Annotated in this window: 19 protein-coding genes; 6 read left to right on the top strand and 13 right to left on the bottom strand. The window is 38.3% G+C overall.

Annotated elements, in window-relative coordinates; translation table 11 throughout:
• Positions 1 to 280: 280 nt before the first annotated feature.
• Complete coding sequence (locus AOLE_RS05005; protein ID WP_013197139.1) at positions 281 to 1,813, bottom strand: pyridoxal phosphate-dependent decarboxylase family protein; 1,533 nt, start codon at positions 1,811 to 1,813, stop codon at positions 281 to 283.
• Between the two features lie 2 nt (positions 1,814 to 1,815).
• Positions 1,816 to 3,189, bottom strand: coding sequence for a diaminobutyrate--2-oxoglutarate transaminase (locus AOLE_RS05000; RefSeq protein WP_013197138.1), 1,374 nt, complete (start codon positions 3,187 to 3,189; stop codon positions 1,816 to 1,818).
• Between the two features lie 466 nt (positions 3,190 to 3,655).
• Here AOLE_RS05000 and AOLE_RS04995 point away from each other — a divergent pair, with 466 nt between their 5' ends.
• Entirely contained in the window at positions 3,656 to 4,357 is a 702-nt protein-coding gene (locus AOLE_RS04995) for an SIMPL domain-containing protein (RefSeq protein WP_013197137.1), read from the top strand.
• 60 nt (positions 4,358 to 4,417) lie between these two features.
• Here AOLE_RS04995 and AOLE_RS04990 read toward each other — a convergent pair whose 3' ends face one another.
• On the bottom strand, positions 4,418 to 5,041 hold the full coding sequence (locus AOLE_RS04990) for a TetR/AcrR family transcriptional regulator (protein WP_013197136.1): 624 nt from the start codon (positions 5,039 to 5,041) through the stop codon (positions 4,418 to 4,420).
• Positions 5,042 to 5,159: 118 nt separating this feature from the next.
• Here AOLE_RS04990 and AOLE_RS04985 point away from each other — a divergent pair, with 118 nt between their 5' ends.
• Positions 5,160 to 5,624 (top strand): hotdog fold domain-containing protein, encoded by a 465-nt coding sequence (locus tag AOLE_RS04985; RefSeq protein ID WP_013197135.1) that lies wholly within the window; start codon positions 5,160 to 5,162, stop codon positions 5,622 to 5,624.
• Positions 5,625 to 5,659: 35 nt separating this feature from the next.
• On the opposite strand, the gene AOLE_RS04980 is transcribed toward AOLE_RS04985, so the two are convergent.
• Positions 5,660 to 6,754: a fatty acid desaturase family protein gene (locus AOLE_RS04980; protein ID WP_004790847.1), complete on the bottom strand. Its 1,095-nt coding sequence runs from the start codon at positions 6,752 to 6,754 to the stop codon at positions 5,660 to 5,662.
• Positions 6,755 to 6,766: 12 nt separating this feature from the next.
• Positions 6,767 to 7,834 carry a ferredoxin reductase gene (locus tag AOLE_RS04975; RefSeq protein WP_013197134.1) on the bottom strand — a complete coding sequence of 356 codons (1,068 nt, stop codon included), beginning with the start codon at positions 7,832 to 7,834 and terminating at the stop codon, positions 6,767 to 6,769.
• Between the two features lie 140 nt (positions 7,835 to 7,974).
• Here AOLE_RS04975 and fabR point away from each other — a divergent pair, with 140 nt between their 5' ends.
• Both fabR and AOLE_RS04965 read left to right on the top strand, forming a co-directional pair.
• Positions 7,975 to 8,670 (top strand): HTH-type transcriptional repressor FabR, encoded by a 696-nt coding sequence (gene fabR / locus AOLE_RS04970; protein ID WP_013197133.1) that lies wholly within the window; start codon positions 7,975 to 7,977, stop codon positions 8,668 to 8,670.
• Between the two features lie 166 nt (positions 8,671 to 8,836).
• Entirely contained in the window at positions 8,837 to 9,853 is a 1,017-nt protein-coding gene (locus AOLE_RS04965) for an AI-2E family transporter (protein ID WP_004790840.1), read from the top strand.
• Positions 9,854 to 9,911: 58 nt separating this feature from the next.
• Here the strand turns inward: AOLE_RS04965 and rapA are convergent, their stop codons facing one another.
• The 6 genes from rapA to AOLE_RS04935 form a co-directional block, all read right to left on the bottom strand.
• Positions 9,912 to 12,749, bottom strand: a complete 2,838-nt coding sequence (gene rapA, locus AOLE_RS04960) for an RNA polymerase-associated protein RapA (RefSeq protein ID WP_013197132.1) — start codon at positions 12,747 to 12,749, stop codon at positions 9,912 to 9,914.
• A gap of 144 nt (positions 12,750 to 12,893) precedes the next feature.
• A complete protein-coding gene (locus AOLE_RS04955) occupies positions 12,894 to 13,532 on the bottom strand; it encodes an RluA family pseudouridine synthase (RefSeq protein WP_013197131.1) in 639 nt (212 codons plus the stop codon).
• A 132-nt stretch (positions 13,533 to 13,664) separates the two neighbouring features.
• Positions 13,665 to 14,369 carry an isochorismatase gene (locus tag AOLE_RS04950; protein WP_013197130.1) on the bottom strand — a complete coding sequence of 235 codons (705 nt, stop codon included), beginning with the start codon at positions 14,367 to 14,369 and terminating at the stop codon, positions 13,665 to 13,667.
• A gap of 62 nt (positions 14,370 to 14,431) precedes the next feature.
• Positions 14,432 to 15,730: a glutamate-1-semialdehyde 2,1-aminomutase gene (gene hemL, locus AOLE_RS04945; protein WP_013197129.1), complete on the bottom strand. Its 1,299-nt coding sequence runs from the start codon at positions 15,728 to 15,730 to the stop codon at positions 14,432 to 14,434.
• Between the two features lie 42 nt (positions 15,731 to 15,772).
• Positions 15,773 to 16,384: a thiamine phosphate synthase gene (gene thiE / locus AOLE_RS04940; RefSeq protein ID WP_013197128.1), complete on the bottom strand. Its 612-nt coding sequence runs from the start codon at positions 16,382 to 16,384 to the stop codon at positions 15,773 to 15,775.
• 116 nt (positions 16,385 to 16,500) lie between these two features.
• Positions 16,501 to 16,884: a DUF962 domain-containing protein gene (locus AOLE_RS04935; RefSeq protein WP_043961951.1), complete on the bottom strand. Its 384-nt coding sequence runs from the start codon at positions 16,882 to 16,884 to the stop codon at positions 16,501 to 16,503.
• Between the two features lie 165 nt (positions 16,885 to 17,049).
• Here AOLE_RS04935 and AOLE_RS20870 point away from each other — a divergent pair, with 165 nt between their 5' ends.
• On the top strand, positions 17,050 to 18,513 hold the full coding sequence (locus tag AOLE_RS20870; RefSeq protein WP_013197126.1) for a CYTH and CHAD domain-containing protein: 1,464 nt from the start codon (positions 17,050 to 17,052) through the stop codon (positions 18,511 to 18,513).
• Between the two features lie 35 nt (positions 18,514 to 18,548).
• Here AOLE_RS20870 and AOLE_RS04925 read toward each other — a convergent pair whose 3' ends face one another.
• Entirely contained in the window at positions 18,549 to 19,181 is a 633-nt protein-coding gene (locus AOLE_RS04925; RefSeq protein WP_004790825.1) for a hypothetical protein, read from the bottom strand.
• Positions 19,182 to 19,288: 107 nt separating this feature from the next.
• Between AOLE_RS04925 and AOLE_RS04920 the strand changes: the two genes are divergently transcribed.
• Positions 19,289 to 19,672 carry a DUF3144 domain-containing protein gene (locus AOLE_RS04920; protein WP_004790823.1) on the top strand — a complete coding sequence of 128 codons (384 nt, stop codon included), beginning with the start codon at positions 19,289 to 19,291 and terminating at the stop codon, positions 19,670 to 19,672.
• A gap of 61 nt (positions 19,673 to 19,733) precedes the next feature.
• Here AOLE_RS04920 and AOLE_RS04915 read toward each other — a convergent pair whose 3' ends face one another.
• Positions 19,734 to 22,496: a M16 family metallopeptidase gene (locus AOLE_RS04915; protein ID WP_013197125.1), complete on the bottom strand. Its 2,763-nt coding sequence runs from the start codon at positions 22,494 to 22,496 to the stop codon at positions 19,734 to 19,736.
• Positions 22,497 to 22,595 lie beyond the last annotated feature (99 nt).

Below are 22,595 nucleotides of genomic sequence, written 5' to 3'. Positions count from 1 at the left end.
CTTCCTTGTCTTAATTGTAATTACAGCCACTTACTTTTTTCAGTTAAAACGGGATTATTTAAAGTAAGTACGATATTGATATATCAATGTGACCAAAAATATTGGGGACATACCAATACAATAAGAAATTTGCATAAGATAGATCATGCATAATTATTTTTGTTTTTGAAAAATATGCATGGTTTGTGCATATTTCTATTTACTCATACACATTTTGAATAAAAGAATCTGTAATAAAAAAGCCCAGCAAGAAGCCGGGCTTTTTTTGTTATCAACTCAATTAGTCGATTGGTGGTACATAGTTACCAGAAGCAATCGCATCTTTAATGCGGTCAGCTTCAGCCAATACTTGACCTAAAAGGTTTTTAACATTTTCGAATGTCACAACAGGGCTTAATGTTGTCATTTTCAATGACTGTACATTACCAACTTTTGTTACACCGATATTTGCTTCACCACGAGCAAACAATTCGTCTGCTACGTTTTGGTTCAAGCTATCGATAAACTCAACTGGGTAGCCTTGTGGCACAACACGGAACAATACTGAAGCAAATTGTGGTTCAACTAAAAGCTCTAAACCGTCAGTTGCCTTGATGTAATCTGCAACTTCACGAGTAAGTTTTACACCATGGTCAATCATTGAACCGTAAAGGTCTTCACCTAGTGATTCAATTGTCATCCACAATTTCAATGCATCAAAACGACGAGTCGTTTGTAATGACTTAGAAACAAGGTTTGGTACACCATGTTCTTCGTCATAAGCAGAGTTCAGGTATTCAGCTTCGTAGTGCATGAAACGGTAGTTCGCTTCGTCTTTCAACAAGAACGCGCCACAGCTAATGCTTTGGAAATAATGCTTATGAAAGTCGAGGGTAATCGAGTCAGATAACTCAATACCATCAAGCATTGCACGGTAGTCATTTGACAGAATTAATGCACCGCCCCATGCCGCATCGATATGCATCCATGAACCATATTTCGTCGTGATTTCACGAATTTTCTTCAATGGATCAATTGCACCAGCATCAGTTGTACCTGCTGTCGCAACAACACAAGCAACCACTTTGCCTTCTGACTGCAAATGCGCCATCGTTTTTTCGAGAGCATCTACATCCATCTGTGCATTTTCATTCACAGGAACAGTCACAACTGACTGGAAGCCCATGCCCATCATTGCCATGTTCTTTTGCACAGAGAAATGTGCATTTTCAGAACAAATAACTTTGACGTTTTTCATTGCTTCAGCTGGAATACCATCACGCTGTACAGACCACGGATTACCGTTTTCGTCTTTCCAGTTTTTCGAAATGCACCAGTCACGAGCAAGTAACACACCCATTAAGTTAGATTGAGTACCGCCAGAAGTGAAAACACCTGCCTGACCAGAACCATAACCAACTTTTTGACGCAACCAATCAATGAGCTGAACTTCCATTAATGAACCGGCTGGGCTTTGATCCCATGAGTCCATAGACTGGTTAGTTGCATTGATTAACACTTCCGCAATCTGGCTCATCACCATGGTTGGGCAGTGTAAATGCGCTAATGAATGTGGATGATGTACTTTTAAGCTTTTATTTAAGAAAAGCTCAATCATACGTTGAAGTGATTCTTGTACACCCATACCTTCTTTTGAAGGTTGGAAAGAAATTGCTGAACGCAATTCTTTAATGCTACCGCCTGTGTACATCTTTTCATTTTGCAACCATGCTGAAACGGCTTTTACCGCTTCGCCCATTGCTGACTCATAGTCAGCAATGGATTGTGCATCATTGCAGAGTAACGCTTTACGATGTTCTGCAAAATCCACCATACTTATGCGCCTCGTACTGCAACCAATGCTTCTGCAATTGCTTTCTTAAAGCGAGCAACTACTTCAACACACTCTTCTTGAGTGATGATAAGCGGGCAAAGTAAACGAATTACTGTACCGTTACGGCCGCCTTTTTCAAGCAATAGTTTATTGTTGAAACAAGCAGTTTGAATTGCAGCAGCTAATTGTGAATCCGCAGGAAGCGAACCAATACGGTCAGCTTGTTTACGCTCGTCAACAATCTCAACACCGATCATTAAACCGCGACCACGTACGTTACCGATACATGGGAATTCTTGAGCTAATTTTTTAAATTCAGCTTGTAGATAATCACCACGTTCTTGCGCATTTTGAGCAAGATTTTGTTCAGTAATCGTTTTTAATACGACAAGGCCTGTACCCATAGCAAGTTGGTTACCACGGAAAGTACCAGTGTGACCAGCAGGCTGCCAAGCATCAAATTTACGTTTAATACCTAATACTGCAAGTGGTAAACCACCACCTACTGCTTTAGACATTACAACAACATCAGGTTCAATACCTGCATGTTCAAATGCAAACATTTTGCCTGAACGTGCAAAGCCAGCTTGAACTTCGTCTAAGATTAAAACAATGTTGTGCTTTTCAGTCACTTCACGGATTTTTTGCAACCATTTTACTGGAGCTGTAACTACGCCGCCTTCACCTTGAATTGCTTCAAGAATAACAGCAGCCGGTTTTGTTACACCGCTTTCAACGTCTTCGATAAAGTTTTCAAAGAAGTAAGTTAAAGCGTCAACACCAGCTTCACCACCTAAACCAAGTGGGCAGCGGTATTCATGCGGATATGGCATGAATTGCACGCCTGGCATTAAACCGTTAACTGCATTTTTTGCACTTAAGTTACCAGTCATAGCAAGTGCACCATGGGTCATACCATGATAACCGCCAGAGAAACTGATCACTGAACTACGGCCAGTGTAAGTCTTAGCAAGTTTAATTGCTGCTTCAGTTGCGTCTGCACCAGCAGGACCACAGAACTGCAAGCAGTATTCTTCTTTACCACCAGGTAAATATGCTAACAATGCTTCAGTGAATGCATCTTTTAAAGGTGTGGTTAAGTCTAAAGTATGCAATGGCAAACCACTTGCCAATGTATCTTGAATACTTTGAATCACCGCAGGATGATTATGACCTAAAGCCAATGTACCTGCCCCAGCTAAACAATCAAGGTACTCTGTACCTTCAACATCAGTAACCCAGCATCCTTGTGCTTTCGCTATCGCTAACGGTAATTTACGTGGATAGCTACGAACATTTGATTCCATTTGACTTTGGCGAGTCAAATAATATTCGTTAGTAGCATTAGTGGCAGGGTTAACGGAAGTAACGCTCATATCGGATTACCATCTCTGATAGGGGTAGAAAGAAATAAGTCTGGTGACTTTTGGTCCTTTGACTCGGTGCTTTATAGAACTAGTAAAGACACTTATTTTATATCTTGTAACTAGGAGCGCGATGATACCTAATTTTACAAGAAAAAAAACGTCTTTTATGTACTTTACTCATCTAATCTTATTGAAAAAATGTATCATCCCAATAGTTAAGATGAATTATCATCATACTATGTGACAACCTAAAGAAAATATTCTTTTTTTATATTACTTTGATTTTTTAAGTTACATTGACACACTTTATTTTTAAGTATTTATTTTTTAAAGATTTTATATTTACCAAAATTTAAAAAAACTGATCTAAATATTACAAATACGCCACAAAATCTGCAAAAGTTATGCATAACTTATGTTTAACATTTCTTAATGAAAAAAATTAAATTTATATTAATTTTTAAAGGAAAAAATTATGCGTACTTTAGTTGTCTCAACCCTTCTTTTAGGTTCTCTCCTCAGCCCTTTAGTTTTTGCTCAGGATGATAATGCTTTGAACTATAATATTGTGAATGTACAAGCTGAAGCTTCTCGTCAAGTTTCTAATGATGAAATGCACGCAACTTTATATATTGAAAAAAGTAACAAACAACCAGCCGAACTTTCAAATCAGATTAATCAATTAATGAATCAGGCACTTGCCGTTTCTCGTAAATATCCACAAGTAAAAGTGGAAACTGGTGCTCAAAGCACTTATCCAATTTACGATAACGATAGTAATAAGCTAAAAGAATGGCGTGGCCGCGCTGAAATTCGTCTTGAAAGTAAAGACTTTAAAGCAGCAAGCCAGTTAGTCAATGAATTGCAACAAAGCTTCCAAACTCAATCGATTAATTTTACGGTTTCAGATGAGCAACGTAAAAAAGTTGAAAATGATTTGATGGTTGAAGCATCTAAAAACTTTCAACAACGTGCTCAAATGTTGACTCAAGCATGGAATAAAAGCCAATACACGCTCGTTAACTTAAACTTAAATACTAACAACTATTTCCCTCAGCCTGTAATGAGAGCGAGTATGGCTAAGTTTGCTATGGCTGAAGCTGCACCAGCTCAAGACATGGCAGCTGGTGAGTCTAAAATTACTGTGAATGCAAACGGTTCAATTCAATTTAAATAATTTCTTTCTCTAAAAAAGCCGCATGAAATATGCGGCTTTTTTATGTATGAATCAAAAAACTTAACTCAAATTTTGCAAAGAATCCCAAGCAGCTTTCGCCAGAATATCTTTATAAACTTTTGGATCGGACTTTACACGTTGTGATAACCACGCACGGCAGTAGTTTTCTGTAGATCCAATGACTAATGAAAGTAATAGCTCATGCGGTATAGATTTTAAAAACTCAGCTTCAGCATAATTTGAAATTTCGCTAAAGATCTTTTGATTTCTTAATTTATTTTTCTGAATAAGACGTTCCTGATCTTCCCCCTGCATCACACTAAAACGAGCAGATATTAAAAATTTAGCAAACTCAGGCTGTCCACTAACCCAATCAACATAGCTGTGAATAAAAGCATATAACACTTCTTGAAGAGATTTTGTACCCTCCAAATATTCATCTCTTAATGCCGCTTGGTCATCTAAAGCTGCAAAGAATAAAGTCGCAACAATCCCTTCTTTATTTTTAAAATGGTGATAAATGGCCCCTACACTGCTGTCAGATTTCGAACGAATCATTTCAATGCTAGTGGTTTCAATTCCATTCTCTAAGAAACAAGACAAGGCATCTAATAAAATCTGTCTTTTTAAAGCAGCCCTTCTGCCTGGATATAACCGTTCTAATAACTCTTGTGCAGATTGCATTGTTTGTTTCCTAACCAGTTATCGGAGATATTCTGAATGACTTGACTCACTTTTGTAAACAGAATTATATTCTGTTAAAGAATATAATTCTGTTTTTATTAATATGGAGCTTTAAATCATGGCAACCACTTTAGAACTTTGGAACAAAGTGTCTACTTTTCCGAAAGGAAAATGGACTTTCTCACGCATGCTATGTTTAAAAGCACCTTATTTCGGCAGTATTTCTCCGCTATTTATTGAGTTAAAACCTAATTATTGTGAAATAGCCATTAAGAAAAAACGTTCTGTTCTCAATCATATTGGAACAGTTCATGCGATTGCGATGTGTAATATGGCCGAGCTTGCAGGTGGAACAATGACCGAAGTCACTGTACCTTCTACTCATCGCTGGATTCCTAAAGGTATGACTGTCGAATATTTAAAAAAGGCAGAAACAGACTTAATTGCAGTTGCAACGCCTGTAGAAAAAAATTATGACTGGGATAAAGCTGGCGAATATTTAGTAAATGTAGAAGTCTATGATTCCCAGAAAGAAAAAGTCTTTCAAGCGACAATTACCATGTGGATTTCTAAAAAGAAGTAATAAAAAAGCCCTGAACTGATAAGGGCTTTTTTTGATTATTTTTTAAAGGGTAAAGCATATTTAAAGATACGACCCACAACCTGTCCAAACTGTTTAGCCAGACTTGCATTATTGTAATTTAGACCATATTTTTTACATACAGCTTCAACTTTTGGAGCCATTTGGCGATAACGGCGCGCAGGAACATCAGGATATAAATGATGCTCGATTTGATGGCTCAAATGTCCGCTTAAGATATGTAATGCTTCTGAACCTTTTAAATTTGAAGAACCACGAATCTGGCGCATATACCAGTGACCACGGCTTTCTTCCTGTAAAACAGACTTTGGAAATACTTCTGCATCTTTTGTGAAGTGACCACAGAAAATAATCGTAAACGTCCAGATATTACGAAGACCATTCGCAACCAAGTTTCCTGTCAATACAGGTAATGCCGCTGGCCCTGCAATTAATGGGAAAAAAACGTAATCTTTGAAAAGCTGGGTACCAATCTTTTTATTTACTGGTTTCAATTCTTCCAAGAATTTAGCCATGCTCTTACGCTTGTAAAGAACGCGACCAATTTCAAGGTTCTGAATCGCTACGCCCCATTGGAACAATAAGCAAAATGGAATGCTATAAACGGGTTGAAGCAAGAAACCAGGTTTCCAACGTTGCTCTGGGAATAAACGAAGTAAACCATAACCAATATCATCATCGATACCTTTAATGTTGGTATATGTGTGATGTTTATAGTTATGCGTTTGGCGCCAGTTATCAGAAGTACCGACCGTATCCCATTCGTAGGTTTGACCATTAAATTTAGGATCGTTCATCCAGTCGTATTGGCCATGCATCACATTATGCCCAAGTTCCATGTTTTCCATAATTTTAGAAAAGCCTAATAGACCTGTTCCTAAAATCCATGCTGGTGGGAACCAACCTGCAAATAAACAAGCTCGGCCTAGAAAACTACTGTAACGAACTGCTGCATAGACACGGCGGATATATTTAGCGTCTTTCTCACCCAAATCATCCAATACTTCTTGTTTGATCTGATCAAGCTCTTTTGCAAATGCGTCAAGTTCTGCTGGAGTCAAATCGCGATTTTTAGGATTTTTAAAATATTCGACTTTCACTGGCATATTCATAAAAGTTCTCTCTTAAAGATCAATAACTAGATCAGATTGTGCTGAGTTCACACAAATTTTGAGTAATTGGCTTGGTTCGGTATTTTCACTACCGTTGAGTAAGTTACGTGTAGAACCTTGAGCTTTACTACAAACGCACTTATTACAAATTCCCATACGGCAGCCATGTGTTGGCTTAAGACCTTCATGTTCAAGACTCACCAAAATTGATTCGCCTTTTGGAATTGCAATAACCTTATTAGACTGGGTTAATGTGACATTTACATAACCAACTTCTGCCGTACTATCACGCGTTAAGCTAAAAGCTTCCGTTAATACAGTCGGTGCTTTTTCAAAAAGCTGTTCCACTGTTGAAACGAAACCAGAAGGTCCACATGCATATATGGTGCTATTTTCCAAATCGTCTACTAATGCTAAATGCTCTGCATTTAAACGTTCATCATTTGGTGTTTCTTGTGTATAGAAAACCTGATAACTAAAATTTGGAAATTGCTCTGCAACTTTTTCAAAGTATTCAACAAAAGCTGCATCTGAGCGTTGCTTTACCCAATATAAAAGCTGTACTTGAACTTTATCTAACTGCTGACTTTGTTTAATTGCAGTGATTAAGCTCAACATTGGGGTAATACCACTACCCGCAGCTAACATAATTAATTTCGGCGTATTGATGTTTTGTTGCATGTCACCATAAGGCTGACCAAGCTCAAAAACATCACCAATTTGGCTTTCAGTCATAAACCAGTTACTGACAATACCATCAGCTACTTTTTTAATCGTTAAGCGTAAATGTTGTTCGTCAATTTGCGTCAAGCTATAAGTACGTTCATAACGACGACCAGCAATTTCAACAATGACAGGATGATGCTGACCAGCAACACCTACTTTCACTAAACGGTTACATTTTAATGTAAGACTTACCATGTCATGAGCGACAAATTCTTTTTTTACAATTTGAACAAGCCCATGTTTTACCGACCATAAAGGATTAACTTTTTGTAGCCAGAAGTTAGCCATTTCTTTATCAAAGATGGCTTGTGTCAATGAATTGAATAGAGAATTTCTCTTTTCGATTACTTGCATAGATGGACGCTCTGTCGCTCTTTTTTAATTATTATACACATGTATATATATTTGTATATACACCCGTACTTTTAATTACAATTTCACAAGTTCAGCTTCTAAGGCTATAATCCTGAGAGTTTACAAATATATTGAACAGCATGACCCAATCTTCACTTTCTCAGAACCTGAATGACACACCTCAACAACAAGATGTCATTGAAATTAAAACAGCTACGCGTTCTGTGGGAAGAAAAGCGACAATTACTAAAGAAGAACTTTTTCAGGCTGCTCTAAATCTGATTGGCCCACAAAAGAGTATTGCTTCATTAAGTTTACGTGAAGTAGCACGAGAAGCTGGCATTGCGCCAAATAGTTTCTATCGACACTTTAAAGATATTGATGAATTAGCAATTTCTTTAATTGACCGTGCAGGTATCGTCTTACGTAAAATTATCCGACAGGCTCGCCTACGTGCTTCCTTGCAAGAAAGTATTATTCGCAGTTCTGTCGATATTTTTCTTCAACAGCTCGATGCCGATGAAGGTAATTTAAGCTTATTACTACGCGAAGGTTTTACAGGTTCTACTTCTTATAAAGCAGCGGTTGATCGTCAATTAAACTTCTTCCAGCAAGAACTACAAGAAGATTTAATTCGTCTAGAGCACTTAAATAATAACCACTTATACCACCCTGAACTTGTTGCAAAAGCAATTACACAACTTGTATTTCACATGGGCGCTAAAGTGATTGATCTTCCAATTCATCAACGTGCGGAAGTTGCTGAGCAAACGATGATTATGATTCGAATGATTTTAGAAGGTGCTCGGCATTTGGATGAAGCAGAAATTCGTTAAAATTGTCTAATGAATGGCTTGTTAATAAACAGGCCATTTTTACATCTAACTCCTCTATTTTCCAATAAAAATATAATTCACCGATTGAAGCGAATAGCTTGCGAGAGTATAAATAATTATTCCATTTGCTCTTTCTTCTATATTCCCAACGATCTCAGGGATCAACATGCAAAATTTGAATAATCGTCAAAGTCTGATTGCAAGCTACATTCTTATGGGCATCTTTTTGCTTTCGGTTATCCCATTACATCTATTAGCAAGTTTTTTTGCAGGCTTTCTTATTTATGAAATTATTATTAGCTTAAGCTCGGTTGTCGAACGTTATATTGATGGTCAAAGAGCCCGCATTTTTATTAGTATTTTATTAAGTATTATTACGATTTCACTAATCGCCTTTTTCTTTACAAGTTTAATCAGCTTTGTGGTTCACGATTTAAAAGGTGTAGGCATCCATAATATCAACAGCAAAGTCGATCAAACCCTGTTGCATTTACAAGCTGAAATTAGCAAATATCTTCCCGGTTATATTCCCGATAGCGTGACAGAATTAAAAGATGAAATTTTCGCGTTTATGAAAGATAACGTGACCATATTAAAAAATACCAGCTCTGATATTTTGCATAACTTCGTGACGATGGTTATGGGCCTCATTATCGGTATTTTGGTCGCTATACATGGTTTTCACCGCCGTACCCCCCAACCTGTTTTTAAATCTCTTCTGATCCAACGTATTCAGAAACTATCAATTTCATTTAAAAATGTTGTTTTTGCACAAATAAAAATTTCAGCAATTAATACGCTGCTCTTTATTTTATTTGCATTTGTTTTATTACCGCTTTGGGGAGTGCATCTTCCTTTTGCCAAAACGCTTACTATTTTGACCTTCATGTTTGGACTGATTCCAATTTTAGGTAATCTTATTTCCAATACATTGACGTTCATTGCCGCGCTTACTGTTTCACTCGGACTCGCAGGTGCAGCATTACTTTATCTCGTTCTGGTTCATAAACTTGAATATTTTATTAACGCTAAAATTATTGGGCATAAAATCAATGCAAATGCATGGGAGATTTTATTAGCAATGCTAGTATTTGAGTCAATTTTTGGCTTAGGAGGTTTAATCGCAGCTCCAATTTTCTATGCATATTTAAAATTAGAATTAAAAGATGCGGGTCTCATCTAATTCAAAATCTATCTATAAAAAAAGCCGCCCTCTAGGCGCTTTTTTTAGTTTGAGTTAATTATGGCTTAACCACAACTAATACTTGAATCGCTTCTGGTGTAACAGTTAAACCATCAAGCAAGCTCAAGCCTTCTTTTTGCAGCTTTTGTAAACGTTCAATTTCATCTTGACGAATACTTGGATTGAACTGTTTTAAATAAGTTAAACGGTCAATTTCATATTGCCATTTATTGCCATAGTGTTCTTTTGCTTGCTGCTGAAGCTGTGGCAAATCAACTTTCGCGATATCCAACGCTTGTTTATAACGTTGCTCAATAATATCACGGCGAGCTTTAACCACCTGACGACAGCTATTGCCATCTAAGTGATGTAAATATGGTTTCAAAATTGCTGGATCAATTTTTTCAGACAAATCTTGACCAGTTTCGCTTAATAGCACACGAATAAGCTGCTTAGGCAAGCTCGATGGTAAGTTCAACGCCTTAGGCGCAACTACATCGACTTTAAACCATACTTCAATTAATACTGAACCCTGCTTTAACGCATTAGATTTGAGTACAGCAACATTAGTACTACCAAATGATTGCGTACGAATCATTTCCATCACACTTTCAATGAATGGATGCTCTAAAGTTAAATATTGGGCATCTTCACGAAGCTGAGCCTGATCGCGATAGAAAGTAGCGGTCATACCTTCTTCGTCTAGTGCCAAACCTTGCACTTGCATTTGGTCTGTTGGACGAATAATCACAGTACCGTTACTTTGCTCATCAAAGTCGATATTGGTTGAAGACATGAAACGCTTCACAAACATTGGTAGCGTTGTGTTGTCATCATAATCCTCAAGTGCCTGAACAATCTCTTGCGCCACGATAGGACGACATGAGTTATATTCAAGTAAACGATCTCGGCCCGCTTGAAGTTCAGCTTCTAAAGCTTGACGCTGAACATTCACTTCTTCAAGCAAATCTTCAAATGTTTGACCTTGGTCTGCAAGCAAACAGTCTTTCAATTCAACAATAAAGTTTTCTTGCAGCGTTTGGGCTGTTGGCGAAATATTGCTGAAAATATTAAGCGCTTCATTGTACCAACGGAACATACGCTCTTGAGCTGTTCCAACAAGATATGGCACATGAATCTGAATACGGTTTTCTTGACCAATACGATCTAGACGTCCAATACGTTGCTCTAAAACATCTGGGTTCGCTGGCAAATCAAATAAAATTAGATCACTGGCAAATTGAAAATTACGACCTTCCGAACCAATTTCCGAACACAGGAGAATTTGTGCACCATAGCTTTCTTCAGCAAAATAAGCCGCTGCTTGGTCACGTTCAAGTAAGCTCATGCCTTCATGGAACATTGCAGTACGTATGCCTGCATGCAAACGCAATACATTTTCTAGAGCTTCAACAACTGGTCCACTACGCGCAATTAAAAGCACTTTTTTATGCTTGAGATCTTTGCGCAGAATTTCCATTACCCATAGCACACGTGGGTCATTTTGCATCCACGAACCATCAAGTTGTGCTTCTTCTGGCCACATTTGCTCACGCAGTTTCCCATCTTTTGACCAATCTTCTGGTGCTGGTAATGGTGCTGGCTGACAATCACGCCCTGGGAAGCCTTGAATTGCTTCACGCGTATTACGGAATAAAATACGACCTGTACCGTGACGGTCTAATAATTCGTGAATTGCTCTAAAGCGTTGGTCAGGTTGGTCTTCAATACTGTGACCTAATAAGCCTTCTAAAGCAGATAAATGCTCTGGAGCTAAAGGCTGATCAGACATGAGTACTTCAGCAATTTTTGCAGTCTGCTGGTATTGAGTTTCTTCATCTAAGAAGCGCTCTAAACTACTAAAACGCTGCGGATCAAGTAAACGTAAACGTGCGAAATGACTTTCCACACCAAGCTGTTCAGGTGTTGCTGTAAGCAATAACACCCCAGCGGTATTTTCAGCAAGCTCTTCAATTAAATCGTAGCGATCATTACCGCCTTCTTCTTCGCTCCACATCAAATGATGTGCTTCATCAACCACGAGCAAATCGAAGCCAGCTTCTATGGCTTGCTCACGTAAATCATCATGGTCAACCATTAAGTCAACGCTGGCAATAATGCATTGCTCAGTCAAGAACGGGTTAAGTTCTGGATCATGTTCTTTAATAGATGCGGTACGTGTTAAATCAAACAGAGAGAATTGCAAGTTAAAACGACGGCGCATTTCAATCATCCACTGATACTGTAAAGAATCAGGGACTAAAATAAGAATTCGTTCTGAGCGACCGGTTTTAAGCTGTTGGTGGATAATTAAGCCAGCTTCAATTGTTTTACCCAAGCCCACTTCATCGGCAAGTAAAACACGAGGTGCAAAACGTTTACCAACTTCGTGTGCGATATAAAGCTGATGTGGAATTAAACCAACACGGGCCCCAACCATGCCACGTAGAGGGCTATTCTGCATTTGTGCTTGCATAAGCATCGCTTCAATACGCAGGTCATACCACTCTTTATAGTCGACCTGACTTGCAAGCAAACGATCTAAAGGTTTCGATAACTGAATTTGTGCACCGATACGTGTTTCATTCAGCGCTTTACGATCTTGCTCGCCATTTTCTAAAGTACGAACAACGTTGTAACGCAAAACACCATGTCGGTCTTCAACAGACTCAACAATCCACTTCTTGCCTTCTTGGTCTTGAACTTCATCATTTGTGTTAAAGATGATACGAGATAGTGGAGCATTATTACGTGCATAGACACGTGTCTCATCACTTTTGGGGAATAAAATGCTGACAGATCTTTCATCTACATCAATAAGCACACCTAAACCGAGTTCAGTTTCTGTGTCTGATAGCCAACGTTGACCAATAGCATACTGCTGCAATTTTTCCACCTTTCTCTCAAGTTCGCACTACATATTGTACGATGCAAATTAGCTTATTTTTGCATCTTTTTATGTAGTCTTTAAAGCAAAATTTTGAAGCAAAAACCAATTAAATGACTTTGCTACAAAAAATCACGCATTAAAATTTTTACATTAAAACGGTACAGGACAGTCAAAAGTTAATGTTTCTGCTGTGACAGGATGATTAAAACTTAACTGTTTGGCATGCAAACATAAACGCGGAACAAGTTGTTGCTCCGATGTTGCATACAGCGTGTCACCTACAATTGGATGCCCAAGATATTGCATGTGTACACGGAGTTGATGGGATCGGCCCGTAATTGGTGTTAATTTCACACGAGTTACAGGCTGTCCCTGAATCTGAAAATGTTCTACTGCCTGCCAATGTGTTAAAGCAGGTTTGTTGTGAGAAGCGTCGACAATATGTAAAGGTGGTCGGCTTGGATCATAGATGACAGGAATATCTACTGTCCCCTCACCCTCTAAATGACCTGCGACAAGCGCTTCATATATTTTTGAAGTCTGACGATCTTGAAATTGACGCGCAATCGCACTTTGACCGCGCTTTGATAAACCAAATACTAAAATACCTGAAGTATCTCGGTCTAGACGATGAATGAGCAAAGTTTTAGGTTCAATCGCAACCAACCTTGTCAAAACGCTATCATGTAAATCACCTTTACCAGGAACACTCAAGATGTCCGAAGGTTTATGAATCACCATAAAATCATCATCACGATAGATCAGATGTTCACTTAGAAAATCACTCAAAGTTGTATTCCCAAGGCAAGATGAAAAACAAGCGGGCAATAATAAAAAGCTTACGTCCGAATTACAATGCCGTTCGGGTAAATTAACAGCATAATTTGCAAATATTATGGATCACTTGGAGTCTATAGTTAATCAAGGCTTCAATAACTGCATAATATGCTGCAATGTCGGTGCTTGCATTATCTCTTCAGTGCTCAAGCTCGCACCATTCGCACGCCACAGTTCGACCAGATAATCAACAGCAGACTGATCTAAACCGTAGTTTCGTAAATCAATTTCAGGATGAATCTCCATCGGGTGTCGCCCCACTTGTTCAGCAATTGCCAATAAGATTCCTTTATCCGACAAAATATATTCAGACGGCGCACTTAAAGACCATAGGCGCATTAAGGTCTGTGTATTTAAATGTTTTATATGGTCAAAACTGATCTTTTCAACCCATTGAATGTGCTGCTCTAGATTCGCCGCCAAGATCGCATCATTTACAATAGCTACATAATCGGTAATAGATAAAACAAGCTGCATGACTTGTTTAAACAGAGGTGACAAATCACCAGCCATCACAACTTGGGCTTTGCTATTTGATGACAGTCGCTGCCCTAACTGCAACATGGTTTGTTGAAGCTGAGATGCATCAATAAAAATAACTGGAATTTCGAGTGCTTGTGCTCTTTTACTTAGCAATTCTAAATGATCAGCTAATGGCTGGTGTGCCCAGTCAGGTGATTTTTCAAGTTCATTTAGCCCAACCATGAGCAAAATACTTTGCGTAGACTCAATCGACCAATTTGAAGTATTTGCTGCTAATTGGATTTTTCGAGGTAAGGGATAAAACATTGTTCTCTACAAATATAAAAATAGCTCAAATTAAAAAGCCCGTTTTAAACGGGCTTTTTTGCTTACTTCATTTCAGCGAAAGTTTCTTTGGCAGCTTGAATCGTATATTCGATATCTTCATCAGAGTGAGCAGATGAAATAAAGCCTGCTTCAAATGCTGAAGGTGCCAAGTTTACTCCACGCTTTAACATGCCATGGAAGAACTTTTTGAAAGCTTCAATATCACACGCCAACATAGAGTCAAAACTTGTAATGTCTTCTTGGTCTGTAAAGTAAAGACCGAACATTGCACCAGCTTGCTGAGTTTTAAATGGAATACCTGCTTCATTAGCTGCGGCTTGTAAGCCTGCAAGTAACTTTTCAAGTTGAGCAGATAAATTGCTGTAAAAGTCTGGTTGGCGTAAATGTTTAAACATCTCGATACCCGCGCGCATAGCAAGTGGGTTTCCAGACAATGTACCTGCTTGGTATACGCCGCCTAAAGGTGCGATACATTCCATGATTTCACGCTTACCACCAAATGCACCTACAGGTAAACCAGCACCAATAATTTTGCCTAAAGTTGTTAAATCAGGTTTAACGTTATAAACCGATTGAGCACCACCTAAAGCAACACGGAAACCTGTCATCACTTCATCAATAATAAATACAGATTTATATTCATCACACACATCACGAATAGCTTGTAAGAAACCGTCGATTGGTTTCACCATATTCATGTTACCCGCGACAGGCTCAATAATAACGCCAGCAATTTCATGACCAAATTTGGCAAAACATTCTTTTAATGCTGCAATATCGTTGTAAGGTAACGTTAAAGTGTGTTTAGCAAAATCAACAGGAACACCCTTTGAAGTCGGTTCACCCTCACCTAAAGTCAGTAAGCCTGAACCTGCTTTTACTAAAAGTGAGTCAGAGTGACCGTGGTAACAACCTTCAAACTTCACGATCTTGTCACGGCCAGTGTAACCACGCGCTAAACGAATAGCCGTCATGGTCGCTTCTGTACCAGAGTTCGTCATACGCACCAATTCAATTGATGGCATGATTTCACAAATAATATCTGCCAATGTTGTTTCGTGTACGGTTGGCGCACCAAAACTTAAACCATCTTCTGCGGCTGTTTGTACTGCTTTAATAATTTCTGGATGAGCATGACCCAAAATCATTGGTCCCCAAGAACCAACATAGTCAACATAACGCTTACCATCTACATCCCATAAATAAGCACCTTTTGCTTTCTCGATGAAAACAGGTGTTCCTCCAACGCCATTAAAGGCACGTACCGGAGAGTTCACACCACCTGGAATGTGTTTGCTGGCTTGTTTAAATAACTGTTCTTGCTTTGGAGATAAACTCATGGAAATGCTCGTCTTAAATATCTAAAAAATAATTTTGAAAGCTTAAGAAAATAATTGTGCCCAGGCCTGTACACGGGCAGGAATTTCAGCAGTTGATCGGTCTAATATATCACTAATGACTGCACAGAGGTCAGCCCCAGCCTCAATCACAGGTTTTGAGTTTTCAACAGTTAAACCACCAATCGCGCAAATTGGTAAATCATATTGGGCTGCTGCTTGCTTAATCACTTCAATACCCACATTACCTGCTTCAGGTTTTGTAGAGGTCGCGTAGACTGCACCAAATGCAATATAAGTCGCGCCATCTGCAATTGCTTTTTGGGCGAGTTCTAATGAGTTTAGACAAGTACGACCAATAATGACGCCTTCTGGTAATTGCGATTTTGCATCAGTAATTTCACCGTCACTTTGCCCTAAATGCACACCTAATCCAAACTGAACGGCCAGTTTTAGGTCATCATTAATCACAAAAGGAACTTGATATTTTTCACATAAAAGTTTGATCTGTTCAACTTCTGCGGGTTGGTCTGCTTTTTCTACTTTCTTACGGCGGTACTGTAAAATTGCGACCTGATGAGTTGCGAGTGCGGCGTCTAATTTTTCTAATAATAATTGGATTGGGTCATCATTGGTAATGAGATATAAACCGCGCATACTCTACTCTCGCTTTAAAAAACTTCGCTAGTATAACGGATTTATAGGACATCATAAGTACCGATTGATATAGGCTTACCAGTACCAATCGGTATATTTAGAATAGAAAGTAAAAATTAACTTGGTATTTTATCAAACTTGCGATCAGTCAAACTCAAACGACCACGTGCAACATCAGATAGCATTCGCCAATCAGAAATAAAGCTATAGAAAGGTTGTTTAAAACTGGCAGGCTTATTTTTTTCAAACACAAAATGTCCAACCCATGCATTTGCGTAACCCGCTACCAAACCATAAAGCACATATTTGGCTTGTTTCTTACGAATTGCTTTTGAAAAAAAGTATATGCCAATACTGCTACCCACCACATGCAAGCGTCTGCTCATGATGTTACGGTGTTCGGTTAAATAAAAACGATAAAATTCCTGATAGTTTTTAATCGGCAATTCAAACTCTGGCTGAGCTTCATGGTTGAAGTTTACTGGTGCATTCACGATCATCTTCCTGATTTTTATTTGATCAAAACGTCACCTGATTGTACACCTAAATAAAAGCCTAGCGTCATATGTTTGATTGTAACTTTCTCTATCAAAAGCATTACTTTTAGGACTAAGCTATTATACTTATTCAAGATAGTTTAAATACCTGATTCAGGGAGATATATTATGGTCGAAGTCGAACTAAAGTTTCAGTTACCTGAATCGAAGAAAAAAACTGTCCAGCAATACTTAAAAAAACATAAAGCGAAATATATTCACTTACAGGCAAAGTATTACGATACCCCTGATCGATTACTCGCAAAAAATGGCATGGCTCTACGTTTACGTAAAGAAGATAATCAATGGGTACAAACATTTAAAGCCGCAGGTCAAAGCCACCTGCACCGTGTTGAAGAAGAAATTCATTTAGGTGCGTGTGACCAAGAACCTGACTTAAACCTTGCGTTATATCAAGATAATAAAGTCGTAACTGATTTAATCAATGCGGTTTTAGGAACGCAAGCTGAAAAACTAAGTTTGCAGTTTGAGACCGATGTACAGCGCACCTATCATGTGTTTGAAGCAGATAATACAGCTATTGAAGTTTGTTTAGATGACGGCGTCGTAAAAACTGCAGATACACAAAGTATAATTTGTGAAGTCGAATTTGAACTTAAGCAAGGCGCAGTAAAAACGCTAATTCAATTTGCACAGCAATGGATTAATCGTTATGCCCTTTGGCTTGATGTCAGAAGTAAAGCCGAGCGTGGGAATTTATTAGCACTGGGGCAAGCAGCCTCACCCGCTGTACATGCCAAAGCGCTGACATTAAATAAAGATATTACTGCTGAACAGGCTCTAAAAAAGATTATCGAAAACTGTTTAGGACAATTCTTACCAAATATGGCTGTAATTGCCGATGGTGTTGCCGAACCTGAGCATATTCATCAGGCACGTGTAAGTTTACGTCGTTTACGCAGTGCACTAAAACACTTCTCTGGTTGGTCAAGCGAGCTAAATCCTATTTGGGAAGAACAAATTGCGGAGCTTTTCCGTAAGCTTGGAGACACTCGTGATGAAGATGCTATTCGTACCGAGGTGTTACCTGTCATTCAACAACATGGTTCACCTGAGCTTTTACTACCCGTTTCAGTTCAGCCCTCAAAAGAACTCTCAACAATCTTTACCTCTGCGGACACGATTAAGCTATTACTCGATTTATTAGCATTTGCGTATTCAGAAGAAGATTCAAAGAACAAAACAGGTGGGTTAAAAAAACATATTAAAAAGAGTTTAGATAAATTACATCATAAAGTGATTAGCAATGCTGAGCACTTCTCTGAGCTTGAAGTGACTGAACAGCACAAAATACGAAAGACAGCTAAGCAGTTACGTTATTGTGTTGAATTTATTTCAAGTCTTTATCCTGACAAGAAAGTACAGCAATATTTAAAACATCTACAACCTGTACAAAACACCTTAGGTCAATATAACGACTTATTTATTGCGGAAGGTATTTTCAATAAAGTTGTCGAAAATGACTCATCTTTCTGGTTTGCATTAGGCTGGGTAAAAGCCAAACAACCTCACCTACAAAAACGGTCTGCCAAAGCTTTACAAACTTTTAGTCAAACTGAAACTTTTTGGTAATTTATAAAAAGTCGCTGTAAACAAGCAGCGACTTTTTATCGGTACTTACCAAATACTTTCCACACGCCATTATCTGCTAATGGGTCGTTATAGCTATCACTACGTTGCTTTCTTGGCTTATCACGGGCATCGACCAATTTAAAATGCGGTTCTACCCCTAACACAATACCATTAGTATAAAAACGCGAACGGGTATATTCACTTTGCCCGTGCTGGAATACATACGTTCTTAAATCGATAAATTCACGGTGAGCAACTAAAGCCGCGGTATCATCGCTCTGCAACCATTCTTGCATCGTAAAAATCTGATCAGTTTCGAACTGCCCGCACTTTTCGATAAGACTTGCAACACCACGGAAAGTTTTCGATTCTTTTGCGCGTGTTTTATTAATCCGAATTCGGTCTACATGAAAAAAGAATAGCGGTAAATTTAAATGACTTGGCAAATGAATGGCATCTGGTAATTCATCTTCCATAAATGGCTGGAAAAGTTCTTGTGCCCTTTCAATTAGACCTTGCCATTGGCGATAATAATTTTCGACTTCTTCTTGCAAGCCATAATAAATCGGCAACCCTTCGACATGCTCTAAATATTGAGGTGGAAAAACATGCTGGCGTAATAAAGCAATATCTGTTTTTAAACTTTGAATAGCAATCGCATCTTGCATATTAGACTCTCCAACCACTACTTAGGCTATTTACAGACTAAGTCAAAGGTTTTGTTTCCGCAAGCGTTTGCCTATAATAAGCAGCTCTATTTTTGCGGGAATAAGTCATGTCTCAAAAGATTAATGCAACAGATATTACTGAAGAAGAAGCGTTAAATGCGGTTTTCTTTGAGCGTGCGGATGAATTCATTAAACAAGCCAATGATTTTTGTCGCCCGCCAAAAGGTGAAAAGCCAGATCCAGCCGAACTGCGTGGTCAAGTAAGCGCAGCAATGTTGTTTGCTAGTGCCCGTTTTAACACGTGGGTAGCAGCAAATAATTTTAAAGATGGCGAAGAAATGCGCGCTGCTAAAGATCAAGTGATGTCTTATCTTGTGCAACAATTTCAAATGATGCTTGAAGATAACTTTGATGAGTACTGTGAACAGTTCGAAAATTATTTACGTTTCCGTAAAAATGAAGATTTTCATGCGCATAAACATGATCATTAAGATGATTTAAACATCCAAATAAAAAGCCACAATTTAGTGGCTTTTTATTTGCGATAAGACTTTATTTTTTTGCTGCCTGACCATACTGATCAGCCATCACTTCGACTAAATGTTCAGGTTTAATATACTTTTTAATTACTGCATTTACGTCATCAACAGTCAGTTTAGTCAAGTTCTGATCATGTCGAACACGGTCTTGTAATGTTTTATCTGTTTCAAGCTGTAGATTTAACATTCCATGAATATTACGCTCATCTTCTAATGCCGTAACGCGTTTCTTCATGATATCTGCTTTAGCAGCTTCAAGCTCTTGCTCAGTCACACCATTTTTCAACAAGTCATTTAACACTTTATGTATTGATGCAGATACTTGTGCTGAGCGACCAGAAGTATAATTTGCACTAATGCTTAAGGCCCCTACATTCGTATCACGGTCAAGTTGCAGCCCACTTCCAAAACCATAAACTAGCGCATTTTTCTCACGAAGCTCTTGAGCCAAACGTGATGAAATTTGAGACTCACCTAAAATATAGTTAAGTAAAATTAATGCAGATGCATCTGGATGGTTTTTCCCAACTGGAATTGAAAGCACACTCTGATAGCTACCAAATTCGCGCTGCTCAGATAAAACATGAACTTGCTGAGCTGGAAAATCAACATGATTAATCAAGATTTTTTGATAAGGCTGTTTACCATTCCAACGACCAAATTCCTGATTAAGTAATTTCTGCATTTTTTTCGCATCAAATTTACCCGTAATAGCAATTTGAGCATGGTTCATTGCAAAGAAACGTTCATACAACTCTTTCACTTGCTCTTGAGTTGCATTTTTCAATTGCTGTTTTGCCAGTTCAGGTTCAAAGTGATAACGCAAATCACCCGGTTGATATTCTTCAAGCAAACGTGAAAGTGTTAAGCCAGCCACGACATCTGGCTCGGTATAAGGACGATCAAGACTTGATAAACTTTGCGATTTAATTAAATCAAATTGAGATTGCTCAAATTTCGGATTTTTCATCACATCCAGAACAAACTCGAAAAACTCATCAAATTTTTCTGATTTAGACTGAATATTAATGGTCATGCCATTGCCGTCAGCACTTGCATAAGCCGCGCCGCCCGCATCAATGGATTTATCAGCAATATCTTGCAAACTGTATTTATCAGAACCACGAAGCAATAAGTATGAAGTTAAATCAACGACCGTACCCTTATTAAATAAAGATTTTTCTGTTCCAAAGTCCATCGTAATCGTTGCATAAGTACGATCATCACGTGTTTCAACTGGGAATAAAGCATACTTCATTCCATTTTTCAGTTTTCCACGGATAATCTTTTTCTCATTGCTTTCAACATATTGCTTAGAAGTTTTTAAAAACTCCGCAACTTCTTGTTGATATACCTTTGGATCTTTTAAAGGCTCTGCCTTTGCTTCTACCTGATCTAAAGTCTTAGGTGCTTCTTTTGCATTCTGCTGTTGAGCTTTTTTCTGATCTTCAGGTGTTGGCAAAATATCACCGTCAATTCGATGCTCAGCCACAAGGAATTGTTTTAAAGTTTGATTCACTTGGTCTAACTTAACGTTTTCTACTGAATCTAAATCTTTAAAATATTGATCCCACTGACCGCCAGCGACAGTGTAATCACTTAAACGTGACCCAAGTGCTACCGCATCTTTAGTAATTAAATCGCCTTGAGTTTTCATTAAACTCTTAACACGATTTAATTCAACTTCAGTAAAAGGCTTTCCTTTCTCAATACCAGCGAGCAAAGAGCTTTCAACTTTTTTAGGGTCATTACTTGGTGCATAAATGGCACCCAGAAACACCACATTAAAATCTTGGTCTAACCACGTACTCGCATCAACATTTGTGGTAATGCCTGTTTCAACCATATTCTGATATAAATGACCACTTGGCTGCATGGTATATAACAAAGGCGCTAAAGCGAGCGTCGGCTGAATTTTGGTATTTTTACCATTCATATAGATATGGAATTTAGCGAGATCGCTCCCCTTTTTCACCACAAACTGACGATTTTTTATTTTTGTAGAGTCGAGCACAGGAATCTGTACAGGCTTAGGAACATCACGCGCCGCGATTGGGCTAAAGTATTGATCAATGGTTTTTAAAACATCTGTCTTATCGAACTTACCTGAAATCACCATGACTGCATTATTAGGCGCATACCAGCTACGATAGAACTGATTCAATTCAGGCATTTTAATAGATTTAAGCTCAGGTAAATCACCAATCGGTAAACGACCTAAATATTGGTTACCATAAGCTGACTTCCACATTTGATCCATCAGGACAGCAAAAGGCTGATCCATACGGACTTCACGTTCGCGTTTTACGATTTCAATTTCAGAAGGAACAAATTTTTCTTGGAGAACTAATTTGTCCATACGTTCCGATTCAAGATATAACACTTCATTGAGCGCAGTCTTTTCCGGACGAACGATATTGGTATATTTGGTCGAGTAATAATCGGTGCTGGCGTTCGTCATCAAAGTATATTGATCTAGACGACGCTGGAATTCTTCCCCTTTAACATTTTTTGTCCCTTTAAAAGCCAAGTGTTCAAGCAGATGAGCTAAACCGCTTTTACCTTGTGGGTCATTTAATGAACCTGTTAAATAAATGGTATTAATAAAGATTTTATTTTCTTTGTCGTTCGGTGCAAGTACAACCCGAAAACCATTATCTAATTTATATTCCTCAATATTTTGCTTGCTTTTTACTAGTGTGGTTTGTGCAAAAGAAGCAGCACTTAAACCAAGAATACATAGGGAGAGAGTCAGTTGTTTAAACTGCATAAACATATAAATACCAATTAATTTGAATAATAAAAAATCAATAGTTGTGGGACTATAGTAGGAAATTTAAGCTGACATTAATAGTAAAGATTTGAAAAAAAAGCC

The organism is Acinetobacter oleivorans DR1 (assembly GCF_000196795.1).
Lineage (GTDB): Bacteria > Pseudomonadota > Gammaproteobacteria > Pseudomonadales > Moraxellaceae > Acinetobacter > Acinetobacter oleivorans.
This window is presented reverse-complemented; position numbering and strand designations above follow the sequence as displayed.

Excerpts from the sequence above, each read along its gene's own strand:
- AOLE_RS05005 (WP_013197139.1), bottom strand. The coding sequence starts at position 1,813 with ATGGTGGATTTTGCAGAACATCGTAAAGCGTTACTCTGCAATGATGCA.
- AOLE_RS05000 (WP_013197138.1), bottom strand. The coding sequence starts at position 3,189 with ATGAGCGTTACTTCCGTTAACCCTGCCACTAATGCTACTAACGAATAT.
- AOLE_RS04995 (WP_013197137.1), top strand. The coding sequence starts at position 3,656 with ATGCGTACTTTAGTTGTCTCAACCCTTCTTTTAGGTTCTCTCCTCAGC.
- AOLE_RS04990 (WP_013197136.1), bottom strand. The coding sequence starts at position 5,041 with ATGCAATCTGCACAAGAGTTATTAGAACGGTTATATCCAGGCAGAAGG.
- AOLE_RS04985 (WP_013197135.1), top strand. The coding sequence starts at position 5,160 with ATGGCAACCACTTTAGAACTTTGGAACAAAGTGTCTACTTTTCCGAAA.
- AOLE_RS04980 (WP_004790847.1), bottom strand. The coding sequence starts at position 6,754 with ATGAATATGCCAGTGAAAGTCGAATATTTTAAAAATCCTAAAAATCGC.
- AOLE_RS04975 (WP_013197134.1), bottom strand. The coding sequence starts at position 7,834 with ATGCAAGTAATCGAAAAGAGAAATTCTCTATTCAATTCATTGACACAA.
- fabR (WP_013197133.1), top strand. The coding sequence starts at position 7,975 with ATGACCCAATCTTCACTTTCTCAGAACCTGAATGACACACCTCAACAA.
- AOLE_RS04965 (WP_004790840.1), top strand. The coding sequence starts at position 8,837 with ATGCAAAATTTGAATAATCGTCAAAGTCTGATTGCAAGCTACATTCTT.
- AOLE_RS04950 (WP_013197130.1), bottom strand. The coding sequence starts at position 14,369 with ATGTTTTATCCCTTACCTCGAAAAATCCAATTAGCAGCAAATACTTCA.
- hemL (WP_013197129.1), bottom strand. The coding sequence starts at position 15,730 with ATGAGTTTATCTCCAAAGCAAGAACAGTTATTTAAACAAGCCAGCAAA.
- thiE (WP_013197128.1), bottom strand. The coding sequence starts at position 16,384 with ATGCGCGGTTTATATCTCATTACCAATGATGACCCAATCCAATTATTA.
- AOLE_RS04935 (WP_043961951.1), bottom strand. The coding sequence starts at position 16,884 with ATGATCGTGAATGCACCAGTAAACTTCAACCATGAAGCTCAGCCAGAG.
- AOLE_RS20870 (WP_013197126.1), top strand. The coding sequence starts at position 17,050 with ATGGTCGAAGTCGAACTAAAGTTTCAGTTACCTGAATCGAAGAAAAAA.
- AOLE_RS04925 (WP_004790825.1), bottom strand. The coding sequence starts at position 19,181 with ATGCAAGATGCGATTGCTATTCAAAGTTTAAAAACAGATATTGCTTTA.
- AOLE_RS04920 (WP_004790823.1), top strand. The coding sequence starts at position 19,289 with ATGTCTCAAAAGATTAATGCAACAGATATTACTGAAGAAGAAGCGTTA.
- AOLE_RS04915 (WP_013197125.1), bottom strand. The coding sequence starts at position 22,496 with ATGTTTATGCAGTTTAAACAACTGACTCTCTCCCTATGTATTCTTGGT.